At 69.7% G+C, this 15908-nt stretch carries 11 protein-coding genes; 8 read left to right on the forward strand and 3 right to left on the reverse strand.

Annotation, left to right across the window (positions count from 1 at the left end):
• Positions 1-7 precede the first annotated feature (7 nt).
• Positions 8-538, reverse strand: coding sequence for a peptide deformylase (def, locus tag KUG39_RS07910; protein ID WP_216914169.1), 531 nt, complete (start codon positions 536-538; stop codon positions 8-10).
• Between the two features lie 85 nt (positions 539-623).
• Here def and KUG39_RS07915 point away from each other — a divergent pair, with 85 nt between their 5' ends.
• The 3 genes from KUG39_RS07915 to KUG39_RS07925 are packed head-to-tail and all read left to right on the forward strand — an operon-like array spanning position 624 to position 3190.
• Positions 624-1496, forward strand: coding sequence for a formyl transferase (locus tag KUG39_RS07915; protein ID WP_216914171.1), 873 nt, complete (start codon positions 624-626; stop codon positions 1494-1496).
• A complete protein-coding gene (locus tag KUG39_RS07920) occupies positions 1493-2500 on the forward strand; it encodes a polysaccharide deacetylase family protein (RefSeq protein ID WP_216914173.1) in 1008 nt (335 codons plus the stop codon). Before KUG39_RS07915 ends, KUG39_RS07920 begins: the two co-directional genes overlap by 4 nt.
• 24 nt (positions 2501-2524) lie before the next feature.
• The gene (locus tag KUG39_RS07925; protein WP_216914175.1) at positions 2525-3190 is read left to right on the forward strand and encodes a DedA family protein; all 666 of its coding nucleotides are present in this window, start codon (positions 2525-2527) and stop codon (positions 3188-3190) included.
• Here the strand turns inward: KUG39_RS07925 and KUG39_RS07930 are convergent.
• Positions 3187-5007 carry an SLC13 family permease gene (locus KUG39_RS07930; RefSeq protein ID WP_190609262.1) on the reverse strand — a complete coding sequence of 607 codons (1821 nt, stop codon included), beginning with the start codon at positions 5005-5007 and terminating at the stop codon, positions 3187-3189. The two genes, KUG39_RS07925 and KUG39_RS07930, sit on opposite strands and share 4 nt — an antisense overlap.
• A gap of 8 nt (positions 5008-5015) precedes the next feature.
• A complete protein-coding gene (locus tag KUG39_RS07935; RefSeq protein WP_216914177.1) occupies positions 5016-6896 on the reverse strand; it encodes an APC family permease in 1881 nt (626 codons plus the stop codon).
• 106 nt (positions 6897-7002) lie between these two features.
• On the opposite strand from KUG39_RS07935, the gene KUG39_RS07940 reads away from it, so the two are divergent.
• From KUG39_RS07940 to KUG39_RS07960, 5 genes are all read left to right on the forward strand, one after another.
• Positions 7003-8214: a cation:proton antiporter gene (locus KUG39_RS07940; RefSeq protein ID WP_216914179.1), complete on the forward strand. Its 1212-nt coding sequence runs from the start codon at positions 7003-7005 to the stop codon at positions 8212-8214.
• Entirely contained in the window at positions 8211-10976 is a 2766-nt protein-coding gene (locus KUG39_RS07945) for a cation-translocating P-type ATPase (RefSeq protein WP_216914181.1), read from the forward strand. Before KUG39_RS07940 ends, KUG39_RS07945 begins: the two co-directional genes overlap by 4 nt.
• 144 nt (positions 10977-11120) lie before the next feature.
• Complete coding sequence (locus KUG39_RS07950) at positions 11121-13037, forward strand: NAD(P)H-quinone oxidoreductase subunit F (protein ID WP_216914244.1); 1917 nt, start codon at positions 11121-11123, stop codon at positions 13035-13037.
• Entirely contained in the window at positions 13037-14593 is a 1557-nt protein-coding gene (locus KUG39_RS07955) for an NADH-quinone oxidoreductase subunit M (protein WP_216914183.1), read from the forward strand. The genes KUG39_RS07950 and KUG39_RS07955 overlap by 1 nt, the downstream gene beginning before the upstream one ends.
• The gene (locus KUG39_RS07960; RefSeq protein ID WP_216914185.1) at positions 14590-15900 is read left to right on the forward strand and encodes a CO2 hydration protein; all 1311 of its coding nucleotides are present in this window, start codon (positions 14590-14592) and stop codon (positions 15898-15900) included. The genes KUG39_RS07955 and KUG39_RS07960 overlap by 4 nt, the downstream gene beginning before the upstream one ends.
• Positions 15901-15908 lie beyond the last annotated feature (8 nt).

Below are 15908 nucleotides of genomic sequence, written 5' to 3' on the forward strand. Positions count from 1 at the left end.
TTGGCTGTCAGTGCCTGAGGAGTTTGTGGAATGAAGCGTCGGGGAATCCTCCTCCTTGCTGCGGAGGCATCCGATCCGGGAACAGCACCCCATCGAGGTGGTCGCACTCGTGCTGCACCACCCGGGCGTGGAAGCCCTCCACCTCCCGCTCGAACGCCTGCCCCTGGCCATCGAAGCCCCGGTAGCGCAGGCAGCGCCAGCGGGGCACCCGGGCCCGCCAGCCGGGAACGCTCAGGCAGCCCTCCCAGGCGTCATCGTCCTGCTCCTCGCCCAGGGGCGTGAGTACGGGATTGATCAGCACCGTTTCCGGGATGGGGGGAGCCTCCGGGTAGCGGGGGTTGTGGGTGATGCCGAAGATCACCACCCGCAGGGGCACACCGATCTGGGGGGCCGCCAGGCCGGCGCCATCGGCGGCGGCCATGGTGTCGCGCAGGTCGTCGAGCAGGGCCGACAGGGCGGGGTCGTCGAAGCGTTCCACCGGCGCACTCACCTGGCGCAGGCGGGGATCGCCGATGGTGAGCACGTCACGGACGGCCATGGGCACCTCAGGATCGGCCCCACTGTGCCGCCTTCCGGCCGTCCCGTCCGTACCATCCGCAGATGATGCTGCGATCGGCGGTTCCATGGCCGTGAGCTCCCTGCGGGTGGCGGTGCTCTGCTGCGACGGCCTCTACCAGCGCCACCTGGTGCGGCGGGCGGCCGAGGACTTCACCCTGGTGGGGGTGGTGCTGCAGGTGTCGCCGCCGGCCAGCCGCAGCACCCTCTCCCGCCTGGCCAAATACCGCCGCCCCCTGCGGCTGCTGCGCCAGCTGATCGCCCGGCTGCTGCTGCGGCCCCACGACCGCCGCGGCGCCGCCCTGCAGCGCCAGCTGTTCCACCGGGACGGCGCCCCGCCCGAGCTGCCGGACGGGGTGCCGGTGCTGGTCACCTCGGCCATCAACGAGCAGCGCACCGCCGACTTCCTGCGCCAGGTCGCCCCCGACATCGTCCTGGTGAACGGCACCCAGCTGCTGCGGGCGCCGGTGCTGGAGCTGATCCCCACCCTCCGCCACGGCATCATCAACCTGCACACCGGGCTGTCGCCCTATTCCCGCGGCGCCAACTGCAACCTCTACATGCTCATGGAGGGGCATCCGGAGCTGGTGGGCGTCACCGTGCACCACATCGACCCCGGCATCGACAGCGGCGACATCATCCTGTCGGCCCACGTGCCGATGCAGCCCGACGACAACGTCGAGACCATCGAGGTGCGCAGCTTCCAGGTGGGCATCGAGCTGCTGATCGAGGCGGCCCGCCGGCTCGAGGCCGGCACCGCGCCGCGGGTGCCCCAGTGGGAGAAGGGCAAGCTGTTCCTGCGGCGCACCGGCTACGTCTATGAGCCCTGGCAGCGGCTGATGGCCAACCGCCGCATCGCCCGGGGCCTGGTGCGCGACTACCTGGCCAACCAGGCGCGCCGCGACGGGGCCGTGCGGGTGGTGCGGGGGGATCAGCCATGAGCCGCCTGGGGCGGGCCGCCAACCGGGCGGCGGACCTGCTGTTCCTGCCGCCGTTGGATCGCCTCTGGCTGCGGCGTCTGCGGGGGAAGGTTCTGTGTCTGCTGTACCACCGGGTGGACGAGCCTGGCCGGGAGCCCTTCCTCGACCGCTTCGGGGTACCGCCGATTCCCCCCGAGGAGCTGGCCGCCGAGCTCGGTGTCCTGCAGCGCCGCGGCGCCCGCTTCCTCACCTACGCCGACCTGCGGGCCGGACGCTTCCCCACCGGCTCCGAGTTCGGGGTGATCGTCAGCTTCGATGACGGCCTGCGCTGCAACTACGAACAGGGGATGGACGTGCTCCAGGGCCTGGGCATCCCGGCCGTTTTCTTCCAGTCCACGGCGATGGACGCCGGCGGGGAGCTGGTCTGGGAGCACGCCCTCTACTGGTATGGCGCCCATCCCACCCTGGCGCCCCGGCTGGAGCAGCTGGCCCGCCAGCGGCTGGATCTGCCGGCCGACCTGGAGGGCGCGGCCCTGATCGCCCAGCTGCGGGATGGCAACCCCGTGGTGCGGGTGCGGGAGCTGCTGGCGGAGCTGGCGGAGCGCTGGGGCACGGCCGGCGAACTGGCGGCGGCGGCCGAGCGCCTGTATCCCACCGCCGCCCACCTGCGCCGGGCCCGGGAGGCCGGCCATGAGCTGGGCAGCCACGGCCATCACCATGTCCCGCGCTGCAACATCAGCCCGGAGGCATTCGAGGAGGAACTGAGCCGCTCGGCCGCCGAGCTCGAGCAGGTGCTGGGGGAGGCCCCCCGGGCCTTCTCCTACCCCTTCAACAGCCATCTGCCAGGCGACGCGGAAATCTGCGGCCGCCACTACCTCCAGGTGGCCACCGTCGACGCCGCCCTGGTCACCCCCGCCAGCCCGGCCCTGGACCTGCCCCGCTTCACCTGGCCGGGGCCCCACGCCAACCGGCTGCGCCGCCGCCGCTGGCTCAGCACCGGAACACTGGCCTGGCCGGGGAGATAGGGTCTGGATTCCTTCCACGTTGCGATGGCCTGGCCCCTGGCCGTGTTCGACGGGACCATCAGCCTCACCACGCTTCAGACCCTCCTGCAGGACTGGGGATACTGGGTGGTGTTCGGCGCCATGCTGCTGGAGAACGCCGGCGTGCCCCTGCCCGGCGAGACCGTCACCCTGCTGGCGGGCTACGCGGCCGGCAGCGGCCAGCTGCAGGTGCTCGGGGTGATGGGCGCGGCGGCCGGCGGGGCGATCCTGGGGGACAACCTCGGCTACTGGGTGGGGCGCCGGGCGGGCTGGGGGCTGCTGCTGCGGGTCGGTCGGCTGCTGGGCCGGACCCCGGAGCAGATGGAGGCCCTGCGCGAACGCTTCCTGCGCCACGCCGGCAAGTCGGTGCTGCTGGGCAGGTTCGTGGCGGTGCTGCGGGTGCTGGCCGGCCCCATCGCCGGCGCGGTGCGCATGCCCTACCGCCGCTTCCTGCTGTTCAACATGCTGGGGGCGGTGCTCTGGGCCTCGACGATGGTGGGCCTGGCCTGGCTCGGGGGGCGCTGGATCCCCTTCGATCAGATGGTGAAAGGGGTCGTTGAGTTCGGCCTCGGCGCCCTGGTGCTGCTGGTGATCGTGCTGGTGGTGCCGAAGCTGGTGGGCCGCTTCGAGGAGGCGGCCCTGGAGTCCGATGGCGGGGAGCCGCCCGCCTAGAGCCCGAAGTGCCGACAGATCAGCCAGGGCACCACCAGGGCCAGGGTGATCGTGAGCGGTGCTCCGTAGCGGGCCATGTCCAGGAAGCGGTAGCGACCGGGGCCGAACACCATCAGGTTGGTCTGGTAGCCGATCGGGGTGAGGAAGCTCTGGCTGGCGGCGAAGGTGATCGCGAAGATGAAGGCCATCGGCGGCAGCGCCAGCCCCTTGGCCAGTTCGGTGGCGATCGGGATCAGCAGCACCACGGTGGTGCCGTTGCTGAGGGCCTCGGTGAAGAGCTGTCCCAGCACGAACACCACCAGCAGCACCCCGTAGGCCGGCCAGCCCTTGAGGGAGTGCAGCAGGTCGGTGGCCAGGGCCTCCGCCAGGCCGGTCTTCTGCATCGCCACGCTGAAGCAGGAGAGGGAGCCCAGCAGCAGGATCACGTCCCAGCGGACGGAGCGCAGCAGCTCGCCGGAGCGCAGGCAGCCCGTGGCCACCATCGCCACCATGGCCAGCAGCACCGCGGCCATCAGCGGCAGCAGTTTGAACATCGGCAGCAGGATCATCAGGCCCGCGATCACCATGCCGACGAGCTTGCGATCGGTGGTGGGCAGGTCCTTTTCGAGCTCGTCGAGCAGCACCAGGTCGTTGTTGGCCTGCAGGCCGCGGATGGCATCCACCGGGGCCTGCAGCAGCAGCACATCACCGGCCTGGAGCACCACCCGGCCGAGCAGCTCCCGCAGCACCTGGTTGCCCCGCCGCACCGCCAGCAGGGTGGCGTTGTAGCGCTGGCGAAAGCGCATGTCCCGCACGCTGGCCCCTGCCAGGGTGGAGCCGTTGGGCAGCAGCACCTCCACCACCCGCTGGGGGGAGGTGGTCTCGCCGGCGAGCTCGCGCAGATCCTCCTCCTGCTCGCCGATCGGGGCGAGGGTGACGGTGTGCTCCTGCTGGAGACGCAGCAGGTTGTCCCGGTTGCAGCGCAGCAGCAACCGGTCGCCGGCCTGCAGGGGCAGGTCGGCCAGGGGGGCGCTGAAGCTGTCCTGGCCCCGGTGCAGCTCCAGCACGTCCACGTCGAAGCGCCGCTGCAGGCGGCTGTTGTGCAGCGACTGGCCGATCAGCTCGGACTGTTCCGGGATCAGCACGTCGGTGAGGTAGCCGTCGCGGGCGAGGCCGCCCAGCAGGTCCTCATCCCCCTGGCCGCGGTCGGGCAGCAGGCGGTCGGAGACCAGCACCATGTACAGCCCCCCCAGCAGCCACACGGGGATGCCGATGGCCGTGAAACTGAACAGTTCCAGGGAGCCGAAACCCAGCTGGCGGCTCACATCACTGGCCAGCAGGTTGGTGGAGGTGCCGAGCAGGGAGATGGTGCCGCCCAGCACGGTGGCGAACGACAGGGGCAACAGCACCTTCGATGGGGAGACGCCGCGGCGGTGGCACCAGCCCTCGATCACCGGCAGCAGGGTGGCCACGATCGGGGTGTTGGGGATGAAGCCGGAGATGGGGGCCACCACCCCCACCATCAGGGCGATCATCCGCTTCGGGCTGCGGACCGCATCGGAGCCGATCAGGGCCCGCAGCCGGTCGAGGCCGCCGCTGCGGAACAACCCGGCGGAGACGGCGAACAGGCCCATCAGGGTGATCAGGGCGGGGCTGCCGAAGCCCTGCACCGCCTCATCGGGCTTGAGCACCTTGAAACTGACCAGCAGGGCGGCCGCCAGCAGGCCGGTGACCTCCGGAGCCAGCCAGCCGGTGACGAACAGCACCATCGCCCCAGCGAACACCGCCAGGGTGATCAGGCCTTCCGGCGTGGCGGCGACCGTGAGGAACGCTTGCATGGGGCCGTTCAGAGGTAGAAGCCGACCGTAGTGACGACCCGGGTGCCGTGCTCGCGCAGGGCGCGCCGCAGGCGGATCGTCGACTGGTTGTGGAGCAGGTTCTCCCAGCGGTGCCGGGTGACGAACACCGGCAGCACCACCATGCAGAAGGCGTGGCGGTCCTTGTGGTGCTGCTGCTCGAAGCGCCCCACGAACCGGGTCACCGGGTCCACCAGGGAGCGGTAGGGGGAGGGCAGCACCTCCAGGGGCACATCCGGCAGCTGGCGGCTCCACTGGGCGCGGAAGGCCTCCCCCTGGTCACCGGCGAGATCGACGTGGACGGCCACCAGGTCGCTGGCGACGCTGCGGGCGAAGCAGAGGGCCTCGTAGCTGCCCCGATGCAGCTGGCCCACCAGCACCACCGTGGGGGTGCCGTCGCCGGGAGGCGGGGGATCCGGCAACGTCAGCCGCCCGTCGGAGACGATGCGCAGGCGCCTGGCCACATGGTCGTAGTGGGTGCGGATGCGGAGGTACATCAGCACCAGCAGGGGGATGGCGAGCACCACCACCCAGGCCCCCTGGGTGAACTTGCTGATCAGCAGCACCGCCCCCACCACGGCGGTGATCGTCGCCCCCACCCCGTTGACCAGGGCCCTGGTGCGCCAGCCCCGGTCCTGCAGCTTCCACCAGTGCATCACCATCCCGGCCTGGGACAGGGTGAAGCTGATGAACACCCCGACGGCATAGAGGGGGATGAGGCGGCTGACACTGCCTTCCACCAGCACCAGCAGCAGGCCGGCCAGGGCGCTCAGGGCCAGGATGCCGTTGCTGAACACCAGCCGGTCCCCGAGGGAGGAGAGCTGGCGGGGCAGGAAGCCGTCCTGGGCCAGGAAGGCGGCCAGCCGCGGAAAATCGGCATAGGCCGTGTTGGCGGCGAGCAGCAGGATCAGCAGCGTCGCGAACTGCAGCACGAACAGCAGCGGCCCATTCCCGAAGATCAGCTCGCCCAGCTGGTAGAGGAGCGTGGGTCCGTTGTCCTCCACCACCAGGCCGCTCTGGCTGGCCAGAGCGCTGATGCCGCTGAACATCACGGCCAGCATCAGCACCATCACCACCAGCACCCGGCGGGCGTTGCGCCACTCGGTGGGCCGGAAGGCGGCGACGCTGTCGCTGATCGCCTCGATGCCGGTGAGGGCGGCACAGCCGGAGCTGAAGGCCCGCATCAGCAGAAGGGGGCCGATGACCTGCAGCCCCTGGCTGCCCTGGTGGGCCGCCTCCAGCAGCCGCTGCTGCTCCGCCACCGGCAGGGGGGGGAGCTGGCCAAGCCCGGTCTTGATCGCCCCGGCCACCAGCAGGGTGACGACGGCGGCCATGAACAGATAGGTGGGCACGCTCAGGAACCGGGCGCTGGAGCTCACCCCGCGCAGGTTGGCGAGCATGACGAGCAACACCGCCAGCAGGCAGAGGGGCACCCGCTCGGGTGCCAGCGCCGGGACATAGGAGGTGAGGGCGGCGATGCCGGCGGCCACGCTCACCGCCACCGTGAGCACGTAGTCGATCGAGAGCGAAGCCCCGGCCACCAGGCCCGCCGTCTGCCCGAGGTTCTGCTGGGAGACCCGGTAGGAGCCTCCCCCGTGGGGGTAGGCCTTGATCGTCTGGCGGTAGCTGCTGGCCACCACCAGCATCAGACCCACGATCAGGGCCGTGATCGGCAGGGTGTAACCGAGGGCTGCCGCTCCGCCCATCCCCAGCACCAGCACAATCTCCTGGGTCGCGTAGGCCACCGAGGAGAGGGCGTCGGAGCTGAGGATCGCCAGGGCCTCGGCGTTGCTGTAGCGCTCCTCGTGGTGGGCGCTGGTGGGCAGGGGAGTGCCGATGAGCCGGCGCCGCAGGTTCTCGAGGCCGGCCATGCGTCGTCGACTCGCCCATGGGATGCCCTAGGACGCTAGGGGCCGTCGGGCAGCCCGTCCCAGGCCGTACCGAGCCGTCCGCCATCCGCCTGGGCCGATCCGTGCCATGGGACAACCCACGCTGCTGAGCACCCTCCTGATCCTGCTGCTGGGGGTGCTGCTGGCCCGCCTCTCGGAAGGCTGGATGGCGCGCCTGGCCGTGCCGGCGATCGTCATCGAACTCGTGCTGGGCTTCGTCCTCGGCAACACCGTGGTGCCGTTCGAGGCGATGGCACCCCTGAGCGGCCTGACGGAGCTGGGGGTGCTCACCCTGTTCTTCCAGGTGGGCCTGGAGGTGCGCGGCGATCTGCTCAGCTCCCGCCGGGCCGCGATCCTGCGCACGGTGGCGCTGAGCTTCTGCACACCCCTGCTGGCCTTCTGGCCCCTCAGGACCCTGTTCGACCTGTCCATCCCCACCACCCTGCTGTGCCTGGCGGTGCTGAGTGCCACCGGCACCGGTGTGACCCTGCGGCTCCTGTCCCAGCGCGGCGCCCTGCAGACCCCCTCCGGCCGGCTGCTGGTGGGGGTGTCGGTGCTGGATGACCTCCCGGCCATCGGCCTGCTGGCGATCGCCACCGCCAGCGCGGGCCTGCGCCTGGGAACGCAGGGGATCGGCTGGACCGGGCCGCTGCTGGGGGTGCTGCTGGCGGGGCTGAGCTGGCTGGCGGTGACCCACTGGGCACGCCGCCACAGCCGGCGGCCCACCAGCGCCCTGGCGATCCTGATGCTGCTGATCGGTTCGGCCTGGCTGGGGGAGGCCTGCGGCCTGACCAGCCTGCTGGGGGCCCTCTGGGGCGGGGTGCTGATGGCCCGGCTGGGGCCGGTGGAGGGGGAGGTGCAGCGGGTGCTGACCGTGCTCTCCGAGGTGTTCCTGCCCCTCTATTTCATCAGCGTGGGGATGCGCATCGACGCCGGCACCCTGCTGCAGCCGGCGGCCTGGAGCCTGGCGGCGGCCCTGATCGTGATGGCCCTGCTCAGCAAGCTGGCCTGCGGCCTGGGCATCGATCGCCACGACCGGCGGGCGGGGGTCGATCGCTGGCTCGTGGTGTTCGGCCTGATCCCCCGGGGCCTGCCGGGGCTGGTGTTCGCCACCACGGCGCTGAACCAGGGACTGATCGATGCCGTCCAGTTCTCCTCTCTTGTGTTGATGGTGACCGTCACCACCGTGGTGGGGCTGGTGCTGCTGGAGCGGCGGCTGCAGCCGTCAGGAGTGCAGGGCGAACGGGAGCCGGACGAACCCATGCCTAAGGTTTGGGCCACCCGTGATCCGCCGCGTTGACCGCTCCCGCCACCGCGACCGCCTGGCACGCCCTGGCACCTGAGGCCTGCCTGCAGGCGCTGGAGGCCAGCAGCGAAGGGCTGAGCACCGCCCAGTGCGCCGAACGCCTGGCCAGGGTGGGTCTGAACCGACTGGAACTCAAGGCGGGGCGCAGCAACCTGCGCATCCTCTGGGACCAGTTCAGCAACGTGATGCTGATCATGCTGCTGGCCGTGGCGGCAGTGTCCGCAGGTGTGGCCTACGCCGCCCAGCGGTTCCCCAAGGATGCGATCGCCATCGTGCTGATCGTGGGCCTCAACGCCCTGCTGGGCTACCTGCAGGAAAGCCGCGCCCAGCAGGCCCTGCAGGCCCTGCGCGACATGGCCCAGCCCCTGGTGACCGTGCGCCGGGACGGCATCTGGGAACGGCTGCCGAGCGAGCAGCTGGTGCCCGGGGACCTGATCCGGGTGGAGGCGGGCGACCGGGTACCGGCCGATGCCCGCCTGCTGGAGGTGGCCGAGCTGGGCCTGCGGGAAGCGGCCCTCACCGGCGAGGCCGAAGCGGTGAACAAGCTGGCCGTGCTGGTGCTGGAACCCTCCACGCCGGTCCTGGAGCGCCAGAACTGCCTGTTCCAGGGCACCGAGGTGGTGCGCGGCCGCGGCCTGGGGGTGGTCACCGCCACGGGCATGCAGACCGAACTGGGCAAGATCGCCGAGATGATCAACACAGCGGGTGGCGAGACCACACCGCTGCAGGAACGGCTCGATGGCCTGGCCAACGTGCTGGTGGGCTCCGCCCTGGCCCTGGTGGCCGTGGTGGTGCTGCTGGGCTGGCTGCTGGGGCAGCGCCTGCTCGACCTGCTGGAGGTGGCCCTGTCGATGGCCGTGGCGATCGTCCCCGAGGGTCTGCCGGCGGTGATCACCGTGACCCTGGCGATCGGCACCCAGCGGATGGTGCAGCGGGCCGCCCTGATCCGCCGCCTGCCGGCGGTGGAGGCCCTGGGCTCGGTCACGGTGATCTGCACCGACAAGACCGGCACCCTCACCCTCAACCGCCAGGTGGTGCAGGAGCTGCGCAGCGGCACCACGGCCCTGGCGGTGAGCGGCAACGGCTACGACCCCCACGGTGAGTTCCGCGCCACCGACCTGGCCCCGCCAGCGGGTGCCGCGGGCGGCCTTGCCGCAGGTGGCCGAAATCTGCTGCTCCAGGCCGGGGTCCTGTGCAGCGACGCCGAACTCAAGCAGGAGCCGGACGGGCGCTGGGAGATCCTCGGTGATCCCACCGAGGGGGCCCTGGTGGTGGCGGCCGCGAAGGCCGATCTCGATGGCTTCGCCCTGCGCAGCCACTACAAGCGGGAAGCGGAGATCCCCTTCAGCTCCGAACGCCAGCTGATGGCCGTCTGGGTGCAGGACAGCGAGGGCAGCCTGCAGGCCCCCCTAGGGGCCAGTGCCGCCGGTTCGGCCACCCTGATGATCAGCAAGGGGGCCCCCGAGGTGATTCTCGGCACCTGTGACCGCTGGCTCGATGGGCCCGGCGTGGCGGTCCTGAGCGACGACCAGCGCCAGTGGTGGCTGGAGCAGGCCAGGGACCTGGCCGCCTCCGGCCTGCGGGTGCTCGCCTTCGCCTGCGCCCCCCACCACCCCAGCCCCGAGCACGAACTGGAGCACCAAGTGCTGCTCGGCCTGATGGCCCAGCTGGATCCCGCCCGCCCCGAGGTGGCCCTGGCTGTCTCCCGCTGCCGCGAGGCCGGCATCCGCCCGGTGATGATCACCGGCGACCATCCCCTCACCGCCCGGGCCATCGGCGTCAACATCGGCCTGGTGGACGACGGAGCCGAGGTGGTGCTCGGCCGCCAGCTGGAGGAGGCCGATGCCGGCCAGCTGGCCGCGATCGTCGGCCGCTGCAACGTCTACGCGCGGGTGGCCCCGGAGCAGAAGCTGCGCATCGTCAAGGCCCTCCAGGGCCTCGGGCAGATCGTCGCCATGACCGGCGACGGCGTCAACGACGCCCCGGCCCTGAAGCAGGCCCATATCGGCGTGGCCATGGGCATCACCGGCACCGAGGTGAGCAAGGAGGCCTCCGACATGGTGCTGCTCGATGACAACTTCGCCACGATCGTCAATGCGGTGGAGCAGGGCCGCTTGGTGTATGCCAACATCCGCCGCTTCATCAAGTACATCCTCGGCAGCAACGTCGGCGAGCTGATCACCATCGCCTCGGCCCCGCTGCTGGGGCTGGTGGGGGTTCCGATGACCCCGATCCAGATCCTCTGGATGAACCTGGTCACCGACGGCGTGCCCGCCCTGGCCCTGGCCCTGGAGCCCGGCGAGGCCGGCCTGATGCAGCGCCCGCCCGCCGAACCGGGCGAATCGATCTTCGCCCGGGGGATCGGCAGCTACATCCTGCGCATCGGCGTGGTATTCGCCGCCATCACGATCACGATGATGGTGCTGGCCTCGCGGGCCGGTGCCCCCTGGAAGACGATGGTCTTCACGATGCTGTGCCTCGCCCAGATGGGTCATGCCCTGGCGGCCCGCAGCGACCGTCCGCTGGTGCAGGTGAATCCCTTCACCAACCCCTGGCTGCTGGGGGCAGTGGTGTTCACCACCCTGCTGCAGTTGTCGCTCCTCTACGTGCCGGTGCTGGCCAAATTCTTCGGCACCGTTCCCCTGTCCGCCCGCGACCTGGGCATCTGCGTGGGCTTCAGTCTGGTCTTCTTCCTCTATCTGGAGCTCGAGAAGGTGTGGCGTCTGTGGCGCCGCCATCGCAGCGCCGACGCCTGAGTCCCGCACTGCCCCGGGCCGACTGATAACGAGTACTTGGTGAACCCATAGGTCTTTCCTTCCTGGAAAGGCCTCCGCCCGGCGCCTGGGATCTTAGTGTTCGCCACCACGCGGGCCATCTCCGGTCCCGACCGTTCTCCCGCCATGACCCTGTTCTTCGCCCAGACGGCCTGGCTGGTCCCCCTCTACCCCCTGGTGGCGTCCCTGCTGTCGCTGCTTTGGTCTCCGGGGCTGATCTCCCGCACGGGCCCACGCCCCTGCGGCTATCTCAACCTCACCCTGGTGAGCGTGGCCTTCGTCCACAGCTCCGCCGCGCTGATGGCGCTGCATTCCAATTCCGGCGCCGGTGCGGCCGCTCTCTACAAGCCCCTCGCCTTCGGCTGGACCTGGCTGGAGACCGCCGGGCTCAAGGTGGGCTTCGACGGCCTGATCACCGAGCCGGCCCTGATCGCCATGACGGTGATCACCGGCCTGCATGTGCTGGTGCAGATCTACGCCATCGGCTATCTGGAGATGGACTGGGGCTGGCCCCGCTTCTTCGGGTCCCTGAGCTTCTTCGAGGCCGGTCTTTGCGCCTTGGTGCTCACGGACTCGCTGTTCTTCAGCTATGTGATCCTCGAGCTGCTCACCCTGGGTACCTACCTGATCGTGGGCACCTGGTACAACCAGCCCCTGGTGGTCAAGGGCGCCCGCGATGCGTTCCTCACCAAGCGGATCGGCGACCTGATCCTGCTGGCGGGCCTGATCGCCCTGCTGCCGATCACCGGCACCTGGAACTTCCACGGGCTGCAGGCCTGGGCCGCCGATCAGGTCAACAACGGCAACCCCCTTCCCCAGGTTCTGCCGTTGATCCTGCTGGCCCTGATCGCCGGGCCGATGGGCAAATGCGCCCAGATCCCCCTGCACCTGTGGCTCGATGAGGCCATGGAGAGCCCCTTGCCCTCCACCGTGCTCCGTAACTCCGTGGTGGTGGTGGGCGGCGCCTGGGTGCTGCTGCGGCTCGAGCCCCTGATCGAACTGAGTCCCCTGGTTCAGACCGTGCTCGTGATCGTGGGCGGAACCACTGCGCTGGTGGCCTCCCTGATCGCCCTCGCCCAGATCGATGTGAAGCGCGCCCTCTCCTTCCTTGTGAGCAGCTGGCTCGGCCTGCTGTTCGTGGCGGTGGGTCTGGGCGGTATCAGCGTGGCCGATCACCTGATGCTGGTGTATCCCCTGCCGATGGCGCTGATGTTGATGGTGATCGGCGCCATCGTGATCACCAACGTCACCCAGGACCTCACCCAGCTCGGGGGCCTGTGGAGCAAGCGTCCGCTGATGGGCCTGGCCTTCCTCACAGGCGCCGCCGGCCTGATGGCCTTGCCGCCGTTCGGTGGCTTCGCCGCCCTGCGCGAGCTCATGGAGCTCACGGCCGAGAGCTCCCATCCGGTGCTGCTCGGTTCCCTGGTGCTGCTCACCAATGCCCTGATCAGCGCCGGCCTGATCCGGGTGTTCGGTCTGATCTGGGGCGGGCGTCCGTCGGTATTCACCACCCGCTCCCCGGAGGTGCTGTGGCTGATGGCCCTGCCCACCTTCGTGCTCATGGGTCTGGTGCTGCACCTGCCGCAGCTGATGGTGATCAACGGCGTCTTCGCCCTGTCCCCCCTTCCGGGCTGGGGTCCGCTGGCGGTGCCCCTGCTGATCTCCACCCTCGTGGGCGGCGGCCTCTCGGCGGTGTTCTACCTGCGGCCCCACCCCCTGGCCCATCTGCCCGCAGCCCTCGGCGGCCTGCAGGACTGGCTGGCCCACGACATGCAGACCGAGCGCTTCTACCACCGCACCGTGGTGTGGCTGGTGGTGGCCCTGGCCCGGATCAGCGCCTGGTCGGATGACCGGCTGTTCGAGGGCTTCAGTGGTGCCTCCGGCAGTGCCGCCCTCGAGGGTGCACGCCGCCTCAGCTTCACCACCTCCGGCCGCACCCAGGCCTATGCCCTCACCCTCCTTCTCGGGGTGCTGCTGATGGCCGCCTGGCTGCTGGCCTCCGCCCCTTCCGTTCCGTCCGAACTCGTTCGCCCGTTCCGCTGATGGGATCGTCCTCGCTCCTGCTTCTCCTGGCCGCACCCCTAGCCGGCACCCTGCTGCTGCCCCTGCTGCCGGCAACCGTTCCTTCCGTTCGGGTCCGCGGCATCGCGGCCCTGTTCGGCGCCCTTCAGCTCCTGGTGGGCCTGCTCTGTTGGCAGCACCCCCCCGCCGACCTGCAGCTGTCCTGGCTGCCGAAACTCGGGCTCCGGCTCGATCTCGGTCTGGATGGCCTCTCGCTGCCGCTGGTGCTGCTCACCGCGCTGATCACGTCGCTTTCGATTCTCTCGGCAGCGGCTGACCAGTCCCGGCCGCGGCTGTTCTTCTCCCTGATGCTGGCCACCAACCTGGGTGTCGTCACGGGTCTGCTGGCCCGCAACGCCCTGCTGTTCCTCCTGGCCTTCGAGCTGGTGCTGATTCCGATCACCCTGCTGGTGGCGGTCTGGGGGGGCAAGAAACGGGCCGGTGCCGCGGTGCGTTTCCTGCTCTACAGCGCCGTCTCCGGCCTGGCCCTGCTGGCGGCCGTGCTGGCCTTCGCCTGGTTCAATCCCGCCGGTCCGCTCTTCGCTTTCGAGGATCTTCGCCAGGCCCAGTTCTCCCCCACGGCCCAACGCTGGATCCTGGCCCTGCTGCTGCTCTCCTTCGGCCTCAAGCTTCCCGTCTTTCCCCTGCACGGCTGGCAGCCCTTCACCTACGGCCAGGCCCCCACACCGGTGGTGATGCTGCTGGCGGGCTCCGTCTCCAAGCTGGGCGCCTACGGCCTGCTGCGCTTCGGCGTGGGCTTCCTTCCTGACATCTGGGCCGCCTGGTCGCCCTGGATCGCCGCCGCCGGTGCCATCAGCGCGGTGTACGGGGCGCTCAACGCCATCGCCCAGAGCGACATCCGCCGCCTGATGGCCTTCAGCTCCCTCGGCCACATGGGCCTGCTGGTGCTTGGGCTCTCGGCGGCCACACCCCTCAGCCTGCAGGGGGCGGTGGCCCAGATGCTCGCCCACGGCATCATCGTGGCCCTGCTGTTCGCCTGCGTGGGGCTGATCGAGCGCAAGACCGGCACCACCGCCATCCCCGAGCTCTCCGGCCTGATGAACCCCCTGCGGGGACTGCCGTTCACCATGGGCATGCTGCTGCTGGCCATGATGGCGGCCGCCGGCATCCCCGGCCTGGCGGGCTTCCCTGCCGAGCTGCTGGTGTTCGAGGGCAGCTGGACCACCTTCCCCCGCGCCACCCTGGTCAGCCTGATCGCCTCGGGCTTCACCGCCGTCTACGCCATCCGCCTGTTCAACAGGGTGGGCTTCGGCCGCCTCGACAACGAGCGCGCCGACTGGACTTCCACCTGCTGGAGCGAGCGGGCGCCGGCCATGGCCCTCACCGTTCTGGTGATCGCGGCGGGCCTCTGGCCGACGGCCCTCACGGGCTGGAGTGAGACCGAATCCACTGGCCTGGCCCTGCGCACCCAGCCGTTCCTCAGCCGGGATGCCGCCCAGCCCCTCACCCTCGCCGCCGCCACCTCCCCCCTGGTCGCCGTCACCCTCCCTTCCGCCTCGGAGCTGCGCACGTCATGACGCCCCCCACCGCCACGACCCCCGAGCCCGTCACCGCTCCCCTGATCCCGCCCTCCACCCATCGCTATGCCGATGTGATCCACCGGCTGGAGGCCGGCGGCTCGATGCTGCCGGACACGCCGGAGAACCTGATGCAGATCATCGGCATCTACAAGGCCTATGCCGTGCCGATGGACTTCTACTGGCGCGACCTGCTCTATATCGCCGAGCAGGTGTTTCTCGATCCCCTGCCGGCCTTCAAGTACTTCCCCTCCCAGGAGTACCTGGATCTGCCCAACTCCTACGCCGGCGATCAGTCGAAGCTGCGGATCTGGCGTGGTGGTGAAAAGGCCCATCCTGAACTTCTGGAGTTCATGGAGAAGGGCGAAACCGGCAAGATGTCGAAGCTGCTCCATCACCTCTGGCACGACCGGATCAACATGGAGTTCGCCGAGGCGTGCATGGAAGCCATGCTCTGGCATCAGGGCATGGGCGGCCGCTTCTACGACTATCTCGCCAGTGACGCTTACCGGGTCAACGCCGATCGCGCCATCAAGGCCTACTTCCGCGGCAACCCGCTGATGCTCGGGCTCTATCGCCTGTTCCCTGAGATGTTCATGGAGCAGGTGAAGAAGATGAGCTACTACGCCAACCTCGGCCTGTTCTGGGAGGTGATGGCGCCGGTGTTCTTCGAGATGAGCGACATCTACGACGAGGGAGGTTTCAAGGGTGTTCCCGACGCCATGAACTTCCTGGTGAATGGCATCTTCGCGGTGGCGGGCCGGCCCATCTATCACCACGTCTACATCAAGGGCGAGTGTTTCGAGATCATCCCCAAGAGCGAAGGCTTCACCTGGCTCTATGAAGCGGCTCTCCCCTACGTGGAGGCGGTCTTCTATCGCACGGCGCCATTTCGCGGCACCAAGAGCTACAACGCCCAGGCCTATCAGGTTCCTGCCGATCAGGCCGATTTCCACTACGGCATCCTCTATGCCGACGTGTTCCCCGTGGGATCGGCCGGCATCCCTCCCACCCTGTTGATGCAGGACATGCTGCATTTCCTGCCGCCCTATCTGGAGGAGCTCTACAAGCAGCACAAGCGTGGCGATGAGGACAAGCTCATCCAGCTGGGCATCACCTTCCAGCGCTCCATGTACAACGTCACCTCGGCGGTGATCCAGGCCCTGCGCTGCGCCCTGCTCTATCCGCTGGATGACACCGATCCGGAACACCTGATGGCCAACCGGCGCTTCTTCGAGGCCCAGATGGATCGCTTCCTGCGCCCTGAGGCACGCCTGCCCCAGATCCAGACCCCGGACTACCGCTAGGAGACCCC

This window comes from Synechococcus sp. CCAP 1479/10 (assembly GCF_019038515.1).
Lineage (GTDB): Bacteria > Cyanobacteriota > Cyanobacteriia > PCC-6307 > Cyanobiaceae > Cyanobium.

Bases quoted from the DNA above. Each gene is read 5' to 3' on its own strand.
- KUG39_RS07930 (WP_190609262.1), bottom strand. From the start codon at position 5,007: ATGCAAGCGTTCCTCACGGTCGCCGCCACGCCGGAAGGCCTGATCACC.
- KUG39_RS07935 (WP_216914177.1), bottom strand. From the start codon at position 6,896: ATGGCCGGCCTCGAGAACCTGCGGCGCCGGCTCATCGGCACTCCCCTG.
- KUG39_RS07915 (WP_216914171.1), top strand. From the start codon at position 624: ATGGCCGTGAGCTCCCTGCGGGTGGCGGTGCTCTGCTGCGACGGCCTC.
- KUG39_RS07920 (WP_216914173.1), top strand. From the start codon at position 1,493: ATGAGCCGCCTGGGGCGGGCCGCCAACCGGGCGGCGGACCTGCTGTTC.
- KUG39_RS07955 (WP_216914183.1), top strand. From the start codon at position 13,037: ATGGGATCGTCCTCGCTCCTGCTTCTCCTGGCCGCACCCCTAGCCGGC.
- KUG39_RS07925 (WP_216914175.1), top strand. From the start codon at position 2,525: ATGGCCTGGCCCCTGGCCGTGTTCGACGGGACCATCAGCCTCACCACG.
- KUG39_RS07940 (WP_216914179.1), top strand. From the start codon at position 7,003: ATGGGACAACCCACGCTGCTGAGCACCCTCCTGATCCTGCTGCTGGGG.
- KUG39_RS07950 (WP_216914244.1), top strand. From the start codon at position 11,121: ATGACCCTGTTCTTCGCCCAGACGGCCTGGCTGGTCCCCCTCTACCCC.
- KUG39_RS07960 (WP_216914185.1), top strand. From the start codon at position 14,590: ATGACGCCCCCCACCGCCACGACCCCCGAGCCCGTCACCGCTCCCCTG.
- def (WP_216914169.1), bottom strand. From the start codon at position 538: ATGGCCGTCCGTGACGTGCTCACCATCGGCGATCCCCGCCTGCGCCAG.